The organism is Agrobacterium sp. GD03872 (assembly GCF_029840625.1).
Classification (GTDB): Bacteria; Pseudomonadota; Alphaproteobacteria; order Rhizobiales; family Rhizobiaceae; genus Agrobacterium; species Agrobacterium fabrum_A.
The window spans coordinates 392875-413187 of record NZ_JAOCCY010000002.1 but is presented as its reverse complement, the minus strand read 5'-3'; the positions used below and the strand labels follow the sequence as shown (position 1 = coordinate 413187).

At 59.3% G+C, this 20313-nt stretch carries 19 protein-coding genes; 10 read left to right on the top strand and 9 right to left on the bottom strand.

The window, feature by feature from the left end; genetic code table 11:
* The first annotated feature begins 2 nt into the window (after window positions 1-2).
* The 4 genes from lptB to ptsN all read left to right on the top strand — a co-directional run bounded on the left by lptB (window position 3) and on the right by ptsN (window position 3843).
* The gene (gene lptB, locus N5D22_RS05995; protein ID WP_035236624.1) at window positions 3-788 is read left to right on the top strand and encodes an LPS export ABC transporter ATP-binding protein; all 786 of its coding nucleotides are present in this window, start codon (window positions 3-5) and stop codon (window positions 786-788) included.
* Window positions 789-941: 153 nt separating this feature from the next.
* On the top strand, window positions 942-2492 hold the full coding sequence (gene rpoN / locus N5D22_RS05990; RefSeq protein ID WP_279654785.1) for an RNA polymerase factor sigma-54: 1551 nt from the start codon (window positions 942-944) through the stop codon (window positions 2490-2492).
* 234 nt (window positions 2493-2726) lie between these two features.
* Window positions 2727-3299 (top strand): ribosome-associated translation inhibitor RaiA, encoded by a 573-nt coding sequence (gene raiA, locus N5D22_RS05985; protein ID WP_279654783.1) that lies wholly within the window; start codon window positions 2727-2729, stop codon window positions 3297-3299.
* An 82-nt stretch (window positions 3300-3381) separates the two neighbouring features.
* A complete protein-coding gene (gene ptsN, locus N5D22_RS05980; RefSeq protein ID WP_003503792.1) occupies window positions 3382-3843 on the top strand; it encodes a PTS IIA-like nitrogen regulatory protein PtsN in 462 nt (153 codons plus the stop codon).
* Between the two features lie 79 nt (window positions 3844-3922).
* On the opposite strand, the gene grpE is transcribed toward ptsN, so the two are convergent.
* Together grpE and hrcA are read right to left on the bottom strand one after the other, a co-directional pair.
* Window positions 3923-4558: a nucleotide exchange factor GrpE gene (grpE, locus tag N5D22_RS05975; RefSeq protein ID WP_279654782.1), complete on the bottom strand. Its 636-nt coding sequence runs from the start codon at window positions 4556-4558 to the stop codon at window positions 3923-3925.
* Window positions 4559-4671: 113 nt separating this feature from the next.
* A complete protein-coding gene (gene hrcA / locus N5D22_RS05970; RefSeq protein ID WP_279654781.1) occupies window positions 4672-5763 on the bottom strand; it encodes a heat-inducible transcriptional repressor HrcA in 1092 nt (363 codons plus the stop codon).
* A 135-nt stretch (window positions 5764-5898) separates the two neighbouring features.
* On the opposite strand from hrcA, the gene rph reads away from it, so the two are divergent.
* From rph to hemW, 3 genes are read left to right on the top strand one after another with little or no spacing between them, the layout of a single operon-like run.
* Window positions 5899-6615, top strand: a complete 717-nt coding sequence (gene rph / locus N5D22_RS05965) for a ribonuclease PH (RefSeq protein WP_060722824.1) — start codon at window positions 5899-5901, stop codon at window positions 6613-6615.
* 17 nt (window positions 6616-6632) lie between these two features.
* A complete protein-coding gene (gene rdgB / locus N5D22_RS05960) occupies window positions 6633-7277 on the top strand; it encodes an RdgB/HAM1 family non-canonical purine NTP pyrophosphatase (RefSeq protein ID WP_279654780.1) in 645 nt (214 codons plus the stop codon).
* A gap of 5 nt (window positions 7278-7282) precedes the next feature.
* A complete protein-coding gene (gene hemW, locus N5D22_RS05955) occupies window positions 7283-8482 on the top strand; it encodes a radical SAM family heme chaperone HemW (protein ID WP_279654779.1) in 1200 nt (399 codons plus the stop codon).
* A gap of 231 nt (window positions 8483-8713) precedes the next feature.
* Here hemW and dnaA read toward each other — a convergent pair whose 3' ends face one another.
* From dnaA to mutM, 4 genes are all read right to left on the bottom strand, one after another.
* Entirely contained in the window at window positions 8714-10177 is a 1464-nt protein-coding gene (gene dnaA, locus N5D22_RS05950) for a chromosomal replication initiator protein DnaA (RefSeq protein WP_279654778.1), read from the bottom strand.
* Between the two features lie 869 nt (window positions 10178-11046).
* On the bottom strand, window positions 11047-11313 hold the full coding sequence (rpsT, locus tag N5D22_RS05945; RefSeq protein ID WP_006310170.1) for a 30S ribosomal protein S20: 267 nt from the start codon (window positions 11311-11313) through the stop codon (window positions 11047-11049).
* A gap of 195 nt (window positions 11314-11508) precedes the next feature.
* A complete protein-coding gene (locus N5D22_RS05940) occupies window positions 11509-12282 on the bottom strand; it encodes an enoyl-CoA hydratase (protein WP_279654776.1) in 774 nt (257 codons plus the stop codon).
* Between the two features lie 33 nt (window positions 12283-12315).
* Window positions 12316-13212, bottom strand: coding sequence for a bifunctional DNA-formamidopyrimidine glycosylase/DNA-(apurinic or apyrimidinic site) lyase (gene mutM, locus N5D22_RS05935; protein ID WP_279654775.1), 897 nt, complete (start codon window positions 13210-13212; stop codon window positions 12316-12318).
* Window positions 13213-13355: 143 nt separating this feature from the next.
* Between mutM and ubiE the strand changes: the two genes are divergently transcribed.
* The 3 genes from ubiE (at window position 13356) to N5D22_RS05920 (ending at window position 17067) form a co-directional block, all read left to right on the top strand.
* Entirely contained in the window at window positions 13356-14132 is a 777-nt protein-coding gene (gene ubiE / locus N5D22_RS05930; protein ID WP_279654774.1) for a bifunctional demethylmenaquinone methyltransferase/2-methoxy-6-polyprenyl-1,4-benzoquinol methylase UbiE, read from the top strand.
* 36 nt (window positions 14133-14168) lie between these two features.
* Window positions 14169-15743 (top strand): 2-polyprenylphenol 6-hydroxylase, encoded by a 1575-nt coding sequence (gene ubiB / locus N5D22_RS05925; RefSeq protein WP_279654773.1) that lies wholly within the window; start codon window positions 14169-14171, stop codon window positions 15741-15743.
* A gap of 409 nt (window positions 15744-16152) precedes the next feature.
* The gene (locus N5D22_RS05920) at window positions 16153-17067 is read left to right on the top strand and encodes a sterol desaturase family protein (RefSeq protein ID WP_279654772.1); all 915 of its coding nucleotides are present in this window, start codon (window positions 16153-16155) and stop codon (window positions 17065-17067) included.
* 9 nt (window positions 17068-17076) lie between these two features.
* On the opposite strand, the gene N5D22_RS05915 is transcribed toward N5D22_RS05920, so the two are convergent.
* From N5D22_RS05915 to N5D22_RS05905, 3 genes are all read right to left on the bottom strand, one after another.
* A complete protein-coding gene (locus N5D22_RS05915) occupies window positions 17077-17451 on the bottom strand; it encodes an MmcQ/YjbR family DNA-binding protein (protein ID WP_279654771.1) in 375 nt (124 codons plus the stop codon).
* The gene (coaBC, locus tag N5D22_RS05910; RefSeq protein WP_279654770.1) at window positions 17448-18653 is read right to left on the bottom strand and encodes a bifunctional phosphopantothenoylcysteine decarboxylase/phosphopantothenate--cysteine ligase CoaBC; all 1206 of its coding nucleotides are present in this window, start codon (window positions 18651-18653) and stop codon (window positions 17448-17450) included. Before coaBC ends, N5D22_RS05915 begins: the two co-directional genes overlap by 4 nt.
* 69 nt (window positions 18654-18722) lie before the next feature.
* Window positions 18723-20306, bottom strand: a complete 1584-nt coding sequence (locus N5D22_RS05905; RefSeq protein WP_279654769.1) for a peptide chain release factor 3 — start codon at window positions 20304-20306, stop codon at window positions 18723-18725.
* Between the last annotated feature and the right edge of the window lie 7 nt (window positions 20307-20313).

Below are 20313 nucleotides of genomic sequence, written 5' to 3'. Positions count from 1 at the left end.
AAATATTCGGCGGCGGGCGCAGCCGATCCGCGGACGCGGCCTCACCAGCGGACAAGACCCCCTATCAGGGCACGCTGATCGCGCATGGTCTGACAAAGACCTATAATACCCGCCGTGTCGTCAACGGCGTTTCGCTGGTCGTGCGCCGTGGCGAGGCCGTCGGCCTGCTCGGCCCGAACGGCGCCGGCAAAACCACCTGTTTTTACATGATCACGGGCCTGGTTCCCGTCGATACCGGCAAGATCGCCATCAACGGCAACGATGTCACCACCATGCCGATGTACAGGCGCGCCCGTCTCGGCGTCGGTTATCTGCCGCAGGAAGCCTCGATTTTCCGGGGACTGACGGTCGAGGAAAACATCCGCGCCGTGCTGGAAGTGCACGAGCCGGACGCAGCCAAACGCAACCGCAAGCTCGACGAGCTGCTGGAAGAGTTTCATATTGCGCAGCTGCGCAAATCGCCCGCCGTTGCCCTGTCGGGCGGTGAGCGGCGGCGTCTGGAAATCGCGCGCGCTCTTGCGACCGATCCGACCTTCATGCTGCTTGACGAGCCTTTCGCGGGCGTCGATCCGATTTCGGTCAGCGATATCCAGAATCTGGTGCGGCACCTGACGGCGCGCGGCATCGGCGTTCTCGTGACCGACCACAATGTCCGCGAAACGCTCGGCCTCATCGACCGCGCCTATATCATTCATGCCGGCGAAGTTCTGACACACGGACGTCCGGACGATATCGTCAATAATCCGGATGTACGCCGTCTCTATCTCGGCAATAATTTCAGCCTTTAAACTATAGGGCGCGAAAGATTCTTCATCGCGCCCCTCCCTGACGCTTGACCAAACAAGATAAAAAAGCAATTTTTGGGCCAAGTTCCATCGCCTCCGCAAAATTTATGAAAACTGTGGCAATGGAGAAGCTGTAAGGGGAGTTTCGCGTCCGCCATGGCATTGTCTGCCAGCCTTTTGCTGCGTCAAAACCAGTCTCTTGTGATGACACCGCAACTGATGCAGTCCATCCAGCTGCTTCAGATGACGCATTTCGAGCTGACGCAGTTCATCGCCCAGGAGGTGGAGCGTAATCCGCTGCTGGAAATTGCGGCAAACGATGGCGATTTGGGCGGCGATACTCCGGCGGATGCGGAGAGTTTTGGCGACACCGATGGCGAAGGCTCGGACAGGTCCGCCACCGTGACGGCCGACAGCGACGACTGGTACGGGGACCGCGCTGCAAATCTCGGCGAACAGCTGGATACCAGCTTCGAAAATGTCTTTCCCGACGATGGCGAGCCGCGAAAAGCTGACGCACCCGAGCTGGCGGGCCAATGGAAATCCATGCCCGGCCAGGAGTCGGGAGAAAGTTACGACCTCGACGATTTCGTCGCAGCCCGACAGAGCCTCAGCGACCATCTCAATCAGCAACTGCCGCTCGCCATATCCGCCGCCGAGGACCGGATGATTGCCGATGCGTTGATCGGCCAGCTCGACGAGACCGGCTATATAGCCGCCGATGCCGTCGACGACATCGCCGAAAGGCTGGGAGCAGCCCCATCGGCGGTGGAGCGCGTATTGAAGACACTTCAGGGCTTCGACCCGCCGGGCATCTTTTCCCGTTCGCTGAGCGAATGTCTGGCGACCCAGCTGGCCCAGAAGGACCGGCTCGACCCGGCCATGCGGGCTTTCATCGACAATCTCGAGCTTCTGGCGAAACGCGATTTCGCGGCCCTGAAAAAAATCTGCGGTGTGGATGAAGAAGACCTTCTCGACATGCTGGCGGAAATCCGCACGCTCAACCCGCGTCCCGGCGCAGGTTACGATTCGACGGTTTCGGAAACCATTGTCCCCGACATCATCGTTCGTCCCTCCTCCACCGGCGGCTGGCTGGTGGAAATCAATCCGGAGACCCTGCCGCGAGTGCTCATCAACCAGAGTTACTTCGCCGAGGTGTCGAAACATAAGGCGCGTGCGGGCGAAGATCAGGATTTTCTGTCCGAATGCATGCAGACGGCCCATTGGCTGACCCGCAGCCTCGACCAGCGCGCCCGGACGATCATGAAGGTGGCAAGCGAAATCGTGCGCCAGCAGGACGCCTTCCTCGTTAACGGCGTCGATCACCTACGGCCGCTGAACCTCAAGACGGTGGCTGATGCCATCAAGATGCATGAATCCACTGTCAGCCGGGTGACGTCGAAAAAATACATGCTGACGCCGCGCGGGCTGTTCGAGCTCAAATATTTCTTCAGCGTCTCGATCAGCGCCGTGGAAGGCGGAGACAGCCATTCGGCGGAAGCGGTACGCCACCGCATCAAGGCCATGATCGCGCAGGAAGCCGCCGAGGCCGTTCTTTCCGACGACGATATCGTCGACAATCTGAAAAAGAGCGGCATCGACATCGCCCGCCGCACCGTCGCCAAATATCGCGAGGCGATGAACATCCCCTCCTCCGTGCAGAGGCGTCGGGAAAAGAAAGCGCTCGCCAAGCTATCCGCCTTCTAAGCGGTAACGGCGATCACGTTTGGGGCGGTTTTTTGCCGCACCATTGACTCTTGCCACGCCAGGGGCTAGAAGCCCGCCGCACACGTAAGCAAGGTCATTTGTAACGGATTCATCTCCACCGTCCATGGGCGTAAAATTCGAATGGGGGCTTTTTAAGGTCTTCGAAACGCTTGGATGCGCGCGCGGCTTGACGTAAGCTGGTACTCGCAAATCACTACAAAAAGGAAAATTTCCATGAGTGTGCGTGTATCTGGTAAACATATGGAGATCGGCGAATCTTTCCGTCAGCGGATTGAGGACAATATAGGTCTGGCGGTTACCAAATACTTCGATGGGGGGTATTCAGGCCAAGTAACCGTGGAGAAGTCCGGATCGCGTTTTGCCGCCGATTGCAAGCTGCATCTCGATACCGGCGTTGTATTGCATGCGGCGGGTCAGGCAAATGATCCGCAAGCCAGTTTCGACGCGGCCGCGGAGCGGATCGAGAAGCGCCTGCGTCGCTACAAGCGCAAGCTGAAGGACCATCACAATGGTTCGAATGGCCTGTCGCAGGAAATCGCCTATACGGTGATGGATGCTATTCCCGATGAGGACCACGAGGTCCCTGAAGATTACGCACCCACCATTGTGGCGGAGAGTTCGAAACAGATTAAGACAATGTCCGTCGCCAGCGCCGTGATGGCGCTCGACATGACGGACGAACCGGTTCTGCTGTTCCGCAGCCCGGGCAAGGAATACCTCAACATCGTCTACCGACGTCATGACGGCAATATTGGCTGGATCGACGCGGAAACGATCAAGAGCTGAACAGTCTGACAAGACGTGGGAGGCAGGGCGCAAAGCGCAATCTGCCTCCTGCATCGTCTCGATGGCATGAAGGAAAAAGAGAATGGCGTTGGCAGATTTGCTGCAACAAGATGCGATTATTCCCGCCCTCAAGGTGAATTCCAAAAAGCAGTTGCTTCAGGAGCTGGCCGCAAAGGCAGCCAGAATTACCGGAGTCTCGGAACGGGAAGTTTTCGACGTCATCCTCCAGCGTGAGAAGCTCGGCTCCACCGGTGTGGGCCACGGCATTGCCATTCCGCATGGCAAGCTCAACAGCATTCATCAGATCACCGGTGTCTTCGCACGTCTTGAAACACCGGTCGATTTCGAAGCGCTGGACGACCAGCCGGTCGATCTGGTTTTCCTGCTGCTCGCGCCAGAGGGCGCCGGCGCGGATCATCTGAAGGCGCTCTCCCGAATTGCGCGCGCCCTGCGCGACCCCGAACTGGTGGCCAAGCTGCGCGCCACCGATTCAGACACGGCAATCTATGCCTTCCTCAATCAGGAACAGGCGACGGCGGCTTGATCGCAGGCCTCCCCCCAGTTTGATAGCAATAAAAAACGCGCCCTGAAGGCGCGTTTTTTATGACATAAGGACAAATGCCTTACGCGTCTTTTTCATTGAGAGACGATGTGCCCGGCTCTGCCGATGCGGCGGTCTCGACCTTGGGGCCGCCCTTGGCGACACCGACCATGGCGGGGCGCAGCACGCGATCGCCGATGGTGAAACCAGCCTGAACCACCTGCAGCACGGTATTGTTGGGAACCGCCGTATTCGGAATTTCGAACATGGCCTGATGGAAATTCGGGTCGAACTTCTGGCCCTCGGCGTCGATCTTCTTCACGCCGTGGCGTTCCAGCGTCGACAACATCGAACGCTCGGTCATCTCGACGCCTTCGATGAGACCGTTGAGACCGGCTTCGCCATTGGTCTTGAGTTCATCGGGAATGGCCTCAAGCGCACGGCGAAGATTATCGGAAACGGCGAGCATATCGCGCGCAAAACCGGCCAGCGAATAGGTCTTGGCATCCTTGACATCGCGTTCCGTACGGCGGCGAAGATTGTCCATTTCGGCGGCAAGGCGCAGGAACTTGTCACGCAGATCGGCATTTTCGGCCTTCAGCAGCTCGACCTGATCGGGTTCGGCAGCATCCATGGGCTCTTCCCCGGCAAGCGCGGGTTCGACAAGCTCTTCGGCGATATCCGCGTCAGGTCCGGGCTTTTTTGTATCGTCGGTCATGACGTTCTCCAGATTTGAATGTTGTTGGTTGCGCCCGATATCGAGCTTTGACGGGCAAAAATCAAGGCTTGCAGCGAAAAGCTTGCCGCATTCGCTGACCTTGCGGGTCTGTCCTATCTCTGCTTGCGGGAAATGCGGGCCATGATCTGCGCGGTATAATCCACCATCGGCACGATACGGGCGTAGTTCAGCCGGGTCGGGCCGATGACGCCGACCGCACCCACGACACGATTATCCTCATCGCGATAAGGCGCAACGATCAGCGAGGAACCGGAGAGTGAAAACAGCTTGTTTTCCGAGCCGATGAAAATCCTGACCCCCGAGCCGCTTTCCGCAAGGTTGAGGATTTCAATGAGGTTTTCCTTGCGCTCGAGATCGTCGAACAGCAGGCGCACCCGGTCGATATCTTCTTCACCGGCGAGACCCTCGAGCAGGTTGGAGCGCCCACGAACGATGAGACGACCGAGTTTGCCCTCCTCATTGTCACCCGCCCACATGGCAAGCCCCCGTTCCACGAGGTCCTGCGCCAATATGCCGAGTTCCGATTGCAGCTCCGCCCGCTGCGTCTGAAACTGGCCGCGCAGCTCCTGCAGCGTCTGGCCGGACAAATGGGCATTGATGAAATTCGCTGCCTCGGTCAATTGCGACGAGGAAATGCCGGCCGGTAGTTCGATGATGCGGTTTTCGACCTGATTATGGTCACCCACCAGCACGGCGAGCGCCTTGGTGGGCTCCAGCCTTATGAACTCCACATGTTTGAGGATGACATCGTTCTTGGCGGTCAGCACGAGGCCTGCCCCGCGCGACATGCCTGACAGCATGCGGCTCGCCTCCGTCAACAGCCCTTCCAGCGACTGCTCATGCCCGGCAACGGGACCGATCTGACGGTCGATAGTCGCCCTTTCCTCGGCGGGAAGATCGCCCACCTGCATGAAGGCATCGACAAAGAAGCGCAGCCCCGTCTGAGTGGGCAGACGCCCGGCGCTGATATGCGGCGAATAGATGAGACCAAGCTCTTCGAGATCGCTCATGACATTGCGGACGGAGGCGGGTGACAGCGACATCGGCAACAGCCGCGACAGGCTGCGCGATCCGAGCGGCTCGCCCGTATCGAGATAGCCTTCAACGATGCGCCGGAAAATTTCCCGAGACCGTTCATCCAGCAACGATGCCTGATCTTTTGATAGCGGTGCGGAAAAACCCATTTCGTCCGTTCTTTGTCGTTCAAACCAGCTTGCATCAATATAATGCGTTGCAACGCCGCGGCAAAATGGAAATTGGCTTTGCAAAAGCCCGGACCTCGCCTTAGAAGGCAGGGACCAACATGGAGAGTGGATCATATGCGGCCTTCAGGCAGAAAAACCGACCAGATGCGCAAGGTTTCCTTCGAGCGCAATTTCTCGAAACATGCCGAAGGCTCCTGTCTCGTGAAATTCGGCGACACGCATGTGCTCGTCACCGCAAGCCTTGAAGAAAAGACGCCGCCATGGCTGCGCAACAGCGGCAAGGGCTGGGTCACCGCCGAATACGGCATGCTGCCGCGTTCCACCCATGAGCGCATGAAACGCGAAGCCGCTTCCGGCAAGCAGGGTGGCCGCACGCAGGAAATCCAGCGCCTCATCGGCCGCTCGCTGCGCGCGGTCGTCGATCTGCAGGCGCTCGGCGAGCGCCAGATCAGCATCGACTGCGACGTCATCCAGGCCGATGGCGGCACCCGCACCGCTTCCATCACCGGCGCATGGATTGCTTTGCATGATTGCCTGAAATGGATGGAAACCCGCAACATGATCAAGGTCGAGAAGGTTCTGAAGGACCATATCGCCGCGATCTCCTGCGGTATCTTCGCCAATCAGCCGGTGATCGATCTCGATTATCTCGAGGATTCTTCCGCCGAGACCGATGCGAATTTCGTCATCACCGGCTCCGGCGGTATCGTCGAGGTTCAGGGAACGGCGGAAGGCGCGCCTTTCTCCGAGGAAGAGTTCCTGACGCTGCTCGGTCTTGCCAAGGCGGGATGCAGCGAACTGGTCACCCTCCAGAAGCAGGCTATCGCCTGAGCCGACAGGAAAACGTCATGCGCAAGCTCGATACCAGAACGATCGTCGTCGCCAGCCACAACAAGGGCAAGATCGCCGAAATCGCCGATCTGATCGGGCCTTTCGGCTTCTCCGCCAAATCCGCGGCGGAGCTGAACTTTGTCGAGCCTGACGAAACGGGTACGACCTTCGAGGAAAACGCCGCCATCAAGGCGCTTGCCTCCGCCAAGGCGTCCGGCCTTCCGGCTTTGTCCGACGATTCCGGTCTTGTCATCGACGCGCTTGACGGTGCGCCCGGTGTCTACACCGCCAATTGGGCGGAGACGGCCGACGGCACCCGCGACTTTACCATGGCCATGCAGAAGGTCGAGGATGCGCTGGCCGAACGGGGCGTATCGAAGCCGGAAGATCGCACCGGCCGCTTCGTCAGCGTGCTGTGCCTGGCCTGGCCGGACGGGCATCTCGAATATTTCCGCGGCGAGGTGGAAGGCACGGTGGTGTGGCCGCCGCGCGGAACAAGCGGTTTCGGTTACGATCCGGTCTTCAAACCGGAAGGATACGACACCACATTCGGCGAGATGAGCGCGGATGAAAAACACGGCTGGAAACATGGCGACGCCTTCGCGCTTTCGCACCGTGCCCGGGCGTTTAAAAAATTCGTAGAAACCTGCCTGGAGGCATGAACCCGATGGTCGGGGAGCATCAACTTTCTGCCCCCGGCGCGTCGCTTCTGCCGGATACGGGCGATCCCGGTTTCGGGATCTATCTGCATTGGCCCTTCTGTGCGGCCAAATGTCCCTATTGCGATTTCAACAGCCATGTCCGCCATCGGCCTGTGGATCAGGAACGGTTTACTGCGGCCTTTCTGCGTGAAATGGAACATATGCGGACGCTGAGCGGCCCGCGTGTCGTGACCAGCATCTTCATGGGCGGCGGTACGCCATCGCTGATGGACCCGCGGACGGTGGGTGCGCTTCTCGATGGCGTCTCGCGCTTCTGGCATGTGCCCGATGGTATCGAGATCACCATGGAGGCCAATCCTTCCAGCGTCGAGGCGGAGCGTTTTCGGGGTTACCGCGCGGCGGGCGTCAACCGTGTCTCGCTCGGCGTGCAGGCGCTGAACGACCGGGACCTGAAGTTCCTCGGCCGCCTGCATGATGTTGCCGATGCCTTGAAGGCTATCCGGCTGGCGCGGGAGATTTTTCCCCGCATGTCCTTCGATCTGATCTATGCCCGCCCGAACCAGACAGTGGCCGAATGGGACGCCGAACTGAAGGAGGCCGTATCCTACGCGGTCGACCATCTGTCGCTCTATCAGCTGACCATCGAGGAAGGCACGCCCTTCTACGGGCTGCACAAGGCCGGCAAGCTGATCGTGCCTGACGGCGAGCATTCGGCCGTGCTTTATGAGGCGACGCAGGAAATCACCGAGCGTTACGGCATGCCGGCCTATGAGGTTTCCAACCATTCCCGTCCCGGCGCCGAAAGCCGCCACAACCTGACCTATTGGCGTTATGGCGATTATGCCGGCATCGGCCCTGGCGCGCACGGACGCCTGACGAGAGGCGCTTCCAAGCTCGCCACCGCCACCGAACGCCACCCGGAAACCTGGCTCGAAACCGTCGAGCGGGAAGGTCACGGCATGGTCGATCAGGAGATGCTGGGTGTCGACGAACAGGCCGACGAGTTGCTATTGATGGGCCTTCGTCTGCGCGAAGGCATCGATCTCGCCCGCTGGAGCGATCTTTCCGGCCGCGAACTCGATCCGGAGAAGGAAGAATTCCTCCTGCAACACGGTTTCGTGGAAAGGCTCGGCAATTCCCGCCTGCGCTGCACGCCTTCCGGCATGCTTATTCTGGATGCCGTGGTGGCTGACCTCGCCTGCTGATTGGCGGCATTGGTGCGACCCGAAAAGCCAATAAAAAAGCGGCCCAGAGGCCGCTGAAGATAACAACACAGTCCGAAAACCTTTCCTCGCGTCATGCTCGGGCCTGTCCCGAGCATCTGCAACCGATTGACTTTCCGAAACGTGGTTGGATCCTCGGGACGAGCCCGAGGATGACGTCGCGTGTTGGGGGATAATTGCCAACGGACTGAAGCGGCCCGAAGGCCGCTTTTATTAGGCGTTGTTCTCGTTGATCAGGCGCTTCAGCAGCTCAACCTCATGGCCGAGCTTGGTGTCGCCGGAAATCAGTTCCTCGATCTTGCGCACGGCATGCAGAACCGTGGTGTGATCGCGACCGCCGAAACGGCGGCCGATCTCCGGGAAAGAGCGCGGCGTCAGCATCTTGGCCAGATACATGGCGATCTGACGGGGCTTGACGATGACGCGGGTGCGGCGGTTGGAGACCAGCTCCTGCCGCGACACATTATAGTGCTTGGCGACGATGCGCTGAATATCCTCGATACGCACACGCTTGGCCTCACCCGTCCCGACGAGATGCGACAGCAGCTCATCGACACGGTCAACCGAGAGGTTCGGCTCAAAAGAGCGCCTGAACATCAGCTGGTTGAAGGCGCCTTCCAGTTCGCGTCCGCTTGCCGTCACGCTCTTGGCCACATGGGTCAGGATTTCATCCGAAATCTCGAAGGACGGATCATCCTGACGCGCCGAGCCGAGGCGACGGTTGAGCATCTCGTAACGCATGTCGTAATCGGGACCTTCGATCTCGATGGCCATGCCGCCCTGAAGGCGCGAACGGACACGCGGATCGAGCGATTCCAGCTCCCACGGCGCGCGATCAGCCGCGACCACGACCTGCTTGGCGCTGTCGAGCAGCATGTTCAGCAGGTGGCAGAATTCATGCTGGATCATCTTGCCCTGCAGGAACTGCATATCGTCGATGACGAGCAGGTCGATATTGCGCAGCGTGTCCTTCAACGTCAGCGCGTCATTGTCGCGAATTGCGGTTGCAAAACGCCACATGAAATATTCGGCCGTCAGATAGACCACGCGCGGATTGCGCGGGCTGTCGATGGCGGCATTGGCGATTGCCTGCAGAAGATGTGTCTTGCCGAGGCCCACACCCGCATGGATGAACAGCGGATTGAAGCGCACGGCGCCGGCGCCAGCTTCGGCGATCGTCTTTGCCGCCGCAAGTGCGACACGGTTGGACGAGCCTTCGACAAAGGTATCGAAGGTGAAACGCGTGTCGAGCGGTGAGCCGAACAGCGGGCCGGATCCACCCTGGCGCAGCGTTGCCTGCGCTGCCGCAGGCTGTGCGGCAGGCGCTGACGCAGGCTGCGACGGAATGAAGGACTTGTTGCGCGGCGCAGCGCCGATCTCCTGAGCAGGCTGCGCCCTTTCCTCTGTCTGAGCCGGACGGACCGGGCGGCTGGCCGAGCGGACAAGAATTTCCACCTTCAGCACATCCGGATCCTCGCTCTGGACGAGGTTGGTGATCAGATCCATGTAACGGTTGTTGATCCAGGATTTCAGAAAGGTCGTCGGAACGGTAAAACGGACGACGCTTTTCGAAACGGAATGGAGTTTGAGCCGTGCGAACCAGCTCGCATAGACCTCCGGACCAACCTGTGCTTTGAGCCGCGCGCTAAAACGTTCAAACAGCGCATCGTGCGTCATTGCCGATTTGTCCCCTGCCGCATCTGAGCAAGCTGCATCACATGCCTTTGGTGCGCGGTCCCCATCAGCCACCGCACCCATCGCCAAATTCAATTGCATATTGCCGCCTTTCAAATTGCCAATCATAGCCTGACGATCAAAGATCGACCGCCAGGGATCCCCCTCGTTTATTTCTGCCTCCCGGCGTTCCCCTCGAAAGAACGCCAAAGGCGACTACTCGTTTGCGAGTCGGTTATCCCATTTCCCTCCCCCTCATGGAGAGGCCTGCGACACGCTAAAAACGCTCCTTTCGCTACAACCTTAAGGCGCATTCTTGAGGACAAAAAACCCTGCCCGTTCCGAGACCGAAACGGCACAAAAAGCTCCATGACCTGAAAAAGCGGACCTCGAAAGATCCGCCAGCAAGAAGGTGAATATCGTCGATACGATCATCGAGATAATCTGTGGACTGAGATCCGCACCCCTTGTTGGAATGCATTTAGGCAGGATCGTGGGGAGAGATCAATGGCGTTTTTTCTGCAAAAACTCAGATCGGCCATTGACTCACAAAGGCCGTTTTGCATCACCGACAAGGTGCGAAGCAGAATCGCTTATGAATCAATGAGATTCAATTTTGGCTTTTTTTGAGAGCTGGTTTTGGCAAAAAAATAAAAATCTTCTTGACTCAAAACTCGTCGGGACTTCCGTAGAGAAAGCTTCCCATTTCCGGAGACACCTCCAGTAAGCAGTTGTTTTTATTTAATATTTCCTGTCGTCCATCTGACACGCGTTTGTCACGTTACGGCAGGAATGATTAACAGGCGGTTAGAATCACAAAAAGCCCGGTCAAAAGACCAGGCTTTTAGAATAGTTATTTGTGATTAGCCGGATTAGGCGGAAAGGGCCTTAACGCGCTGTGCGAGACGCGACACCTTGCGGGATGCCGTGTTGCCATGCAGAACGCCCCGGGTGGCGGCGCGCTGGATCTCGGGCTGAGCTGCCTTCAGAGCTTCGGTTGCGACTGCGAGATCGCCGGTAGCGATGGCTTCTTCGACCTTGCGAATGAAGCCGCGAACGCGCGAACGGCGAGCCTTGTTGACTGCGGTACGGCGAGCGATCTTGCGGGTCGCCTTTTTCGCCGAAGTTGTATTGGCCATGTATGCCTCTCTTCGAATTCAAACCAAATTCCGCAACCGGAGGATCGGGTCGTTCGACGACCTCACGTAACCCAAGAATGCGGGAGTAATTTCGGACAAGCCGGATGGCTTTCCTTAACCGTGGGCGGGCATATACCGCTAAAGCTTACGCCCGTCAACGCGCAAAACGCTTAAAAGCGCCGATATTCCGAATCCTTAGCGATTCCGGAAAGCCGGTTTGCGCTTTTCCACGAAGGCGGCCATGCCCTCCTTCTGATCCGCCGTGGCAAAGAGTGATTGAAACGCCCGTCTTTCATATCTCAGCCCCTCAGCCAGCGGCACCTCGAAGGAACGATTGACGCTTTCCTTGGCCATCAGGACGGAAGCACGCGACAGCGAAGCGATGCGGGTTGCGGCCTCCACGGCCTCGTCCATGAGATTTGCGGTCGGCACGACACGCGACACCAGACCGGCCCGTTCGGCTTCCGCCGCATCCATCATGCGCCCCGTCAGAATCAGGTCCATGGCCTTCGCCTTGCCCACCGCCCGCGTCAGCCGCTGCGAGCCGCCCATACCTGGGATGACACCGAGGGTGATTTCCGGCTGGCCGAACTTCGCCGTATCGGAAGCGATGATGAAATCGCACATCATCGCCAGCTCACAGCCGCCGCCGAGCGCAAAGCCGGAAACAGCGGCAATGATAGGCTTGCGGGTGGCCGCAACCTCTTCCCAGCCGCCGAGAAAATCGCCGACATAGGCATCGACGAAATCCAGCCCCTGCATTTCCTTGATATCTGCGCCTGCCGCAAAGGCCTTTTCCGAGCCGGTGATAATGATTGCACCGATGGAATCATCGGCGGAAAACGAAGACAGAATGTGCCGCAGCTCTTTAAGAAGCACCGAATTGAGAGCGTTGAGCGCCTTGGGGCGGTTAAGGGTGATGACACCCACCTCGTCGCGTTTCTCGACCAGTATCATTTCATAGTCCACGGCAATCTCCCCTTCTCCGTTACTCCGGCACCGCTACTTCTGGCAGGCGGCGCAATAAAAGGTCGAACGACCGGCCTGCACCACCCTTTCAACCGTACCCCCGCAGCCGGGTGTACGGCAAGGCTGGCCTTCCTGATCGTAGACCGAAAAGGAATGCTGGAAATAACCGAGCGTTCCATCCGTCTGTATATGGTCTCGCAATGAGGAACCGCCGGCGGCGATGGCATCGGCGATGACATCACGGATTTTATCCGCTAGATCGACGAGCTGTGTTTTGGGCCTGCCGCCTTTCGTCACCAGCGTTCCCGCTGCCCTGAGGGGCGAAAGATGTGCGCGCCACAGCGCCTCGCAAACATAGATGTTGCCAAGGCCGGCAATGACCTTCTGGTCCAGCAGCGTGCCTTTCAGAGGCTGGCTTTTGCCCTCAAACCGGCTCGCCAGATAATCCGCGCTCAGCGCATTGCCTGTCGGTTCCGGGCCAAGTTCCGCGAAGGCGGGATAAAGGTCGAGCTTGCTGCGCTCCACCAGATGCATGAAACCGAAGCGACGCGGATCATTATAGATGACGCAGACGCGCTCCTCTCCCTTATCGAGATGAAAGACGACATGGTCATGCTTGCCGTCTTTCGAGCGGGCATGATGAAACGCGCCGGGCGTGTTACCAGCCTCATCCGCTTCCGCCTCGATACGGAATGAACCGGACATGCCGAGATGCGACACGATCGTCAGCCCGTCCTCCAGCTCGATGAGAAGATATTTCGCCCTTCGTCCGAGCGATACGATCATCTTGCCCTCGATCAGACCCGCGAAGTCCTCAGGGAAAGGAAAGCGCAGATCCGGGCGACCGAGATGGAGCCTACGGACCCTTGCCCCTTCCATGGCGGGCGCAAGGCCGCGTCTGACGGTTTCGACTTCTGGCAATTCTGGCATCTGGCTTATCCGACAGTTTATCGTTAGGACCATGTGGTCTATACAGTGCACGCGAAATGTCGCGCCCAGGCGATGCGGCAACAGATAGCGTTGCCATGGCGTTTCCGCTATGGTCCGCCACGCAATAAATATGGAGACAGACGATGACCGACGCCCGTACCACCGCCCAAGGCGGCATGGAAACGTCCTATGGCTTCCACAGGGTGGACGAAGGCAAAAAACAGGGGCTGGTCAACGAGGTCTTCCACAAGGTGGCCAAGCGCTACGACATCATGAATGATGTGATGTCGGCCGGCCTGCACCGGCTGTGGAAGGACGCCATGGTCTCTTCGCTTTCGCCGCGCAAGGATCCCTCCTACAAGGTTCTGGACGTGGCGGGCGGCACCGGCGATATCGCCTTCCGCATCATCGAGGCCTCCAACCGTCTGGCGCACGCCACCGTTCTCGATATCAACGGTTCGATGCTGGCCGTTGGCGAAGAGCGCGCCGCAAAAAAGAAGCTTTCCGACAATCTGACCTTTGTGGAGGCCAATGCCGAGGAACTGCCTTTCGAGGCAAACAGTTTCGACGCCTATACGATCGCGTTTGGCATTCGCAACGTGCCGCGCATCGACGTCGCGCTGAAGGAGGCCCATCGCGTGCTGAAGCGCGGCGGGCGGCTGCTGGTGCTGGAGTTTTCCGAAGTCGACATGCCGCTGCTCGACCGCGTCTACGATGCCTGGTCGTTCAACGCCATCCCGCAATTCGGCAAGATGATCACGGGCGATGCCGAACCCTATCAATATCTGGTCGAGTCGATCCGCAAATTCCCCAACCAGGAAGATTTCGCGACGATGATCCGTACTGCCGGCTTCTCCCGCGTCACCTATACCAATTACACCGGCGGCATCGCCGCCCTGCATTCCGGCTGGAAGCTTTAAGTCCATGGCCGGCAGACGCAGGAGACAAGCATAAGCATGAGTACTTTGGGCGCATATTTCCGCCTCGCAAGGGTTGGCTGGGTTCTCGTGCGCGAAGGCGTCGTGCTGGCCCTGCCGTCCGACGACCTGCCTGCTCCCGCCCAATTGTTGAAAGCGCTGCTGAAGCCATTCGCCCGCAGCAAGGCGAAAAGAGCGCAGCGCAGCGACCGGCTGGCGGTGGCTGTCGAACGGCTCGGGCCTTCCTATGTGAAGATGGGTCAGTTTCTCGCCACCCGACCGGATGTGGTGGGCGCCGACTTCGCCGACGATCTCGCGAGCCTCCAGGACCGCATGGCCTTTTTCCCGGCGGCTGCGGCGAAAGCCAATATCGAAGGTTCGCTCGGGCGGTCTGTTTCGGAGCTCTACAGGGAATTCGGCGATCCGATCGCCGCCGCTTCCATCGCCCAGGTGCATCCGGCCATGGTGGATACGCCAAAGGGACCGCGCAAGGTGGCCGTAAAGGTCATCCGCCCGGGTGTGCGCCAGCGTTTCCAGAACGATCTCGAGGCGATGTATCTGATCGCCGACCTGCAGCAGCGCTTCGTCCGCTCCGCCCGCCGCCTGCGCCCCGTCGAGGTGACACGCACGCTGGAACAGACCACCAAGATCGAGATGGATCTGCGGCTTGAGGCCGCCGCCCTTTCCGAACTTGCGGAAAATACCAGGGACGATCCCGGGTTCCGGGTTCCCGAGGTCGACTGGGAGCGTACCGGTCGCGATGTCGTCACCATGGAATGGATCGACGGCGTCAAGATGTCGGATATCGAGGGTCTGAAGGCCGCCGGCCACGACCTGAACCAGCTTGCCGACACGCTGATCCAGTCTTTCCTGCGGCACACGCTGCGCGACGGCTTCTTCCACGCCGACATGCATCCCGGCAATCTCTTCGTGGATGCCGAGGGCGAGATCGTCGCCGTCGATATGGGCATTGCCGGACGCCTCGGCAAAAAGGAACGCCGCTTCCTTGCCGAGATCCTCTACGGTTTCATTACCCGCGACTATATGCGGGTGGCGGAAGTGCATTTCGAGGCCGGGTACGTGCCGGGCCACCACGATAAAGCCAGTTTCGCGCAGGCGATCCGCGCCATTGGCGAACCGATCCACGGCCAACCAGCCGAGACCATCTCCATGGGCAAGCTTCTGACGCTGCTGTTCGAGGTGACCGAGCTTTTCGATATGGAAACGCGCCCGGAACTGGTGATGCTGCAAAAGACCATGGTGGTGGTGGAAGGCGTGTCGCGCATGCTCAATCCGCGCTTCAACATGTGGAAGGCGGCAGATCCGGTCGTTGGCGGCTGGATCAGGGATAATCTCGGCCCCAAACGCGTCGTCACCGATCTGAAGGATGGCGTGAAAGCCGCCCTCAAGCTTGCCGAGGCCGTGCCGGAGATTGCCGCCAAGACGGAAAAGCTGCATTCCGAACTGATGTATATGAGCGAAAACGGCCTGCGTTTCGATGCGCAGACGGCGGAAGCCATCGGCAAGGCGGAAGCGCGCCACACCAAGTGGGGGCGGATAGCGTTATGGGTGATCGCGCTGACGCTTCTCTATATTGCGGTCAGGATCAGCTGAGCATCTGAAAACGAACAGGTGCCATGTTGGTGTAATCTATTGGAGGAATAAGGGCCTGATCTTGAAACGAGACAGGTGATCCATGCGGACAAAAGCGTTCTCGCTTGCTTTGATCTTCCTATCCATTCAACTGGCCTGGGTGCCGGATGCGATGGCCGGACACCGGGTCTACGACCCATGCATCGACGGGGGCGCAAGTGACGGGAAACCACGCAGCTGTGGCGAATTGCGGCGTGCGCTGCGCCATTCGGACTTGCCCGACCGCAGGGGTTTGAGCCATGAAAGGCCGACACGGCGCTTGGGGATTGACCCCTGCGGCGATGGCCGCTTCAGTGACGGAAAACCGCGATCCTGTGCGGAGTTACGTCGGTGGTTGAGAGACAGATAATGCCTGGCGGGATTTGAATTCATGGCAAAATCGCAAGCGTTGAAAGCGGCCCTTTCCTATTCTTCATGGCCGCTGGTGTTCGTGGGAGGCCTTGTGGGCTCCTTTTTCGCGTTCACGAGCAACCACCCGATCACGGCTTTTCTGGCCGTTTATGCGGGCGCAGTTCTCAGCCTGTTTTTTCTCGAACGCTATATTCCCTACGAAGTACAATGGCTTGAGGGTGACGGCGAGACGGTGAACAGCATCGGCCACACGCTTTTGACAAAAGGGCTTGTCCAGCTCGCGGCAGCGGCAGCGGCGATTTTTCCGATGCTGACGGCCAATGTGCTGCAGCCCCTGGCCGCCATGCGGTTCGATCTCTGGCCATCACAACTGCCCATGATTATTCAGGTGGCGCTTGCAGTGACGATTGCCGAATTCGGTCTCTACTGGGCCCACCGCATTGCCCATGAAACCGTGTTCTTCTGGCGCTTCCATGCCCTGCATCACAGCGTCGTGCGGCTCTGGGTCGTCAATACAGGACGGTTCCATGTGGCCGATTCCCTGTTCAAGATCGCGCTCAGCCAGATTCCGCTCTATTTCATGGGCGCGCCGCTGCAGGTCTTCTGGTGGCTCGGCGCCGTGACCGCCTTCATCGGCATCTTGACCCATTGCAATGTCAACATGAAAACGGGGCCGCTCGATTACGTGTTCAGCACCCCGCGCCTGCATCGCTGGCACCATTCGAAGCAGCTTCCGGAAGGAAACACCAACTACGGCGAAAATCTCGTCATCTTCGATCTGATCTTCGGTTCCTACCATAACCCGGATCGGCCCTCTTCCACCGATATCGGCATCAAGGGTCAGATCGCCAAAGGGTTCCTGCCGCAACTTCTGCAGCCCTTCACCAAGGAAGGCGTCCGCCAGATCATCGGCAAGGACACCAAGCTCGACTGAAACGAAAAACTAAAAGGCCCGCGCGGTATCGATCACGATGCCGAGTTCGCCCCGCAGTTTTTTGGTGAGACCGGCGGCGACAAGCTCATAGGAACGGCGCACATAGTGCTCCAGCTCTTCTTGTTCGAGCGGAGAATGATCGGCAATCGACACCCATTTGCGTTTGGCGAAATAGGGCGCCTGGGCGATGCCTTCGAGTGAAGTGAGGATTTCAAAGCTCTCTTCCGAGCACTTCACGACCAGCCGCCAGTCCTCCCGCTCGCCCAGCACGGCAAAGACCTTGTCGCCCACCTTGGCAACGTGGGAATCCCATTGATCGACGAACCGCACGCCCGACCATTCACCGAGCACCCTGTCGAATGTCTTGCGCTCGAACAGGCTCATCCGAGTTTCTCCGCGATCAGGGCCGCCAGACGTTTTGCAACTTCAGCCTTGTCGAGATCCGGCCAGACGTCGATGCCATCTGCGGAAATGATCTTCACACTGTTGCGATCCCCGCCCATGATGCCGGTTTCCGTCGAAACATCATTCGCGACGATGTAATCCGCGCCTTTACGCTCCAGCTTCGCCCGGCCGTTCTTCTCGACATCCTGCGTCTCGGCGGCGAAGCCCACCACAATCCTCGGGCGCTTTTCATGATGGCCGACGGTTTTGAGAATATCGGGATTTTCCGTCAGCTGCAACGCCGGCGGCGCATCGCCCGGCTGCTTCTTGATCTTCTGTTCCGACGAGCCCGTCACTCGCCAGTCGGCGACGGCGGCAACCATGACGGAGATATCCGCCGGCAGTCTCGATATCACCGCATCGCGCATCTCCTCGGCGCGCTCCACATGGATCGTTTTGACCCCGGCGGGATCGGCGATGGCGACCGGGCCGGAAATCAGCGTAACCTCCGCCCCCAGTTCCGCCAGAGCCGCCGCAATGGCATGGCCCTGTTTGCCGGAGGAGCGGTTGGCGATATAGCGCACCGGATCGATCGGCTCATGCGTGGGACCAGAGGTAACGATGGCCGTCTTGCCGCGCAGGGGCTTTTGGCCCCCCTCCAGCAGCGCTTCGACGGCTTCGACGATCTGCAATGGCTCGGCCATACGGCCAAAACCAGCCTCGCCCTTCTCCGCCATCTCACCAGCCATGGGTCCGATGAAATGTACGCCGTCCTTCTTCAGGGTTTCAACATTGCGGCCGGTCGGCTTCGCCGTCCACATTTTTGGATTCATTGCCGGCGCGACCAGCACCCTGCGATCCGTCGCGAGAAGGACCGTGGAGGCGAGGTCGTCAGCCAGGCCATGCGCCATCTTCGCCATCAGATCGGCGGTAGCGGGCGCGACCAGCACGAGATCGCAATCGCGCGCCAGCCGGATATGGCCGACATCCTGCTCATCCTGCCGTGAAAAAAGCTCGGTAAAGACATGGGTGGCGGACAAGGCGCCGACGGCGAGCGGGGTGACGAATTCCTGCGCCCCCTTTGTCATGACCGGCGTCACCTTCGCACCGCGCTCCTTCAGGCGACGGATGAGATCGAGGCTCTTATAGGCCGCGATGCCGCCGGAGATGATGAGGAGAATATGTTTGCCTGAAAGCGTCATGATGCCGGACCAGTTTCCCGTTTCAGGGGAAACTAAGCCCTTGGCATACAAAGTGCAATCCGGCTGATATCACGCCGCCTTGGCGACGTGATATTCCTTGATCGCGACCATCTTGATCGCCGGGAACCGCTCGGACTCATAACGAAGCGAGAAGGCGTCCTGCGCGAGAAACACCGGATCGCCATCGAGATCGCGGGCGATATCGCCCCGCTTGACGTTGAGGAACTTTTCCATTTCCGCCGGCTGATCGGAGGAAATCCAGCGGCAGACGGAAAAGCGCGACATTTCGAAGGAGACCGGCAGGCCGTATTCGCCCATCAGCCGCTCCTTCAACACATCGAGCTGCAGTGCGCCGACAACGCCGACGATGGCCGGCGAGCCGTCTTCCGGTGAAAAGAGCTGAACGACACCCTCTTCCGCCATCTGCTGCAGGGCTTCCTTCAGCTTCTTCGCCTTCATGGCGTCTTCCAGACGCACGCGGCGCAGGATTTCCGGCGAGAAGTTCGGCACGCCCTGGAAGACGAGGTTCTCCCCCTCCGTCAGCGTATCGCCGATACGCAGCGTGCCGTGGTTGGGAATGCCGACGACATCGCCCGCAAAGGCGGTATCGGCCAGCTGGCGCTGCGAGGCGAAGAAGAATTGCGGCGCGGTCAGCCCCATCTGTTTGCCGGTGCGGGCAAGCCGCGCCTTCATGCCGCGCTCCAGCTTGCCGGAGCAGATGCGGGCGAAAGCGATGCGGTCACGATGGTTCGGGTCCATATTGGCCTGTATTTTGAAGACAAAGGCCGTCATTTTCTCTTCAGCCGCATGTACGGTGCGGGTATCCGCCACCTGATCGCGCGGCGGCGGTGCGAAATCGCCAAGCGCATTGATGAGGTCACGTACACCGAAATTGCGCAACGCCGAACCGAAGAACACCGGTGTCATATGACCTTCGAGAAACGCCTGGCGATCGAAAGGACGGCAGGCTTCGAGCGCCAGTTCGGTTTCTTCGACAAAAAGATGGCGCTCATTTTCCGGCAGGCGATCGGCAACCGCCTGCGGACCGTTGACCGGCATGGCCTCCACCTGCGTATCGACACCACGGAAGGTGCTGTCGGCAAGATTATAGGCGCCGCAGAAGGTCTTGGCGCGACCGACCGGCCAGGTAATCGGCGCGGTATCGAGCGCCAGCTTCTCTTCCACCTCATCCAGAATCTCGAAGGGGTCGCGGCTTTCGCGGTCCATCTTGTTGATGAAGGTGATGATCGGAATATCGCGCATGCGGCAGACTTCGAAGAGCTTCAGCGTGCGCGGCTCGATACCCTTGGCGGCGTCGATGACCATGATCGCCGCATCCACCGCCGTCAGCGTGCGGTAGGTATCGTCGGCGAAGTCCTCGTGGCCGGGCGTGTCGAGAATGTTGAAGACCCGGTCGTTATATTCGAAGGTCATAACCGAGGTGACGACCGAAATGCCGCGTTCGCGCTCGATCTTCATCCAGTCCGAACGGGTCTGGATGCGATCCTTCTTCGCCTTCACCTCACCGGCAAGCTGGATCGCTCCGCCGAACAGCAGCAATTTTTCGGTAAGCGTGGTCTTACCCGCGTCCGGGTGCGCGATAATAGCAAAGGTGCGGCGGCGGGAGACCGCCTCGGCAAGTGTTTCGGCCATCTGACAA

Bases quoted from the DNA above. Each gene is read 5' to 3' on its own strand.
- rpoN (WP_279654785.1), top strand. From the start codon at position 942: ATGGCATTGTCTGCCAGCCTTTTGCTGCGTCAAAACCAGTCTCTTGTG.
- raiA (WP_279654783.1), top strand. From the start codon at position 2,727: ATGAGTGTGCGTGTATCTGGTAAACATATGGAGATCGGCGAATCTTTC.
- ptsN (WP_003503792.1), top strand. From the start codon at position 3,382: ATGGCGTTGGCAGATTTGCTGCAACAAGATGCGATTATTCCCGCCCTC.
- grpE (WP_279654782.1), bottom strand. From the start codon at position 4,558: ATGACCGACGATACAAAAAAGCCCGGACCTGACGCGGATATCGCCGAA.
- hrcA (WP_279654781.1), bottom strand. From the start codon at position 5,763: ATGGGTTTTTCCGCACCGCTATCAAAAGATCAGGCATCGTTGCTGGAT.
- rph (WP_060722824.1), top strand. From the start codon at position 5,899: ATGCGGCCTTCAGGCAGAAAAACCGACCAGATGCGCAAGGTTTCCTTC.
- rdgB (WP_279654780.1), top strand. From the start codon at position 6,633: ATGCGCAAGCTCGATACCAGAACGATCGTCGTCGCCAGCCACAACAAG.
- hemW (WP_279654779.1), top strand. From the start codon at position 7,283: ATGGTCGGGGAGCATCAACTTTCTGCCCCCGGCGCGTCGCTTCTGCCG.
- dnaA (WP_279654778.1), bottom strand. From the start codon at position 10,177: ATGACGCACGATGCGCTGTTTGAACGTTTTAGCGCGCGGCTCAAAGCA.
- rpsT (WP_006310170.1), bottom strand. From the start codon at position 11,313: ATGGCCAATACAACTTCGGCGAAAAAGGCGACCCGCAAGATCGCTCGC.
- mutM (WP_279654775.1), bottom strand. From the start codon at position 13,212: ATGCCAGAATTGCCAGAAGTCGAAACCGTCAGACGCGGCCTTGCGCCC.
- ubiE (WP_279654774.1), top strand. From the start codon at position 13,356: ATGACCGACGCCCGTACCACCGCCCAAGGCGGCATGGAAACGTCCTAT.
- ubiB (WP_279654773.1), top strand. From the start codon at position 14,169: ATGAGTACTTTGGGCGCATATTTCCGCCTCGCAAGGGTTGGCTGGGTT.
- N5D22_RS05920 (WP_279654772.1), top strand. From the start codon at position 16,153: ATGGCAAAATCGCAAGCGTTGAAAGCGGCCCTTTCCTATTCTTCATGG.
- N5D22_RS05915 (WP_279654771.1), bottom strand. From the start codon at position 17,451: ATGAGCCTGTTCGAGCGCAAGACATTCGACAGGGTGCTCGGTGAATGG.
- coaBC (WP_279654770.1), bottom strand. From the start codon at position 18,653: ATGACGCTTTCAGGCAAACATATTCTCCTCATCATCTCCGGCGGCATC.
- N5D22_RS05905 (WP_279654769.1), bottom strand. From the start codon at position 20,306: ATGGCCGAAACACTTGCCGAGGCGGTCTCCCGCCGCCGCACCTTTGCT.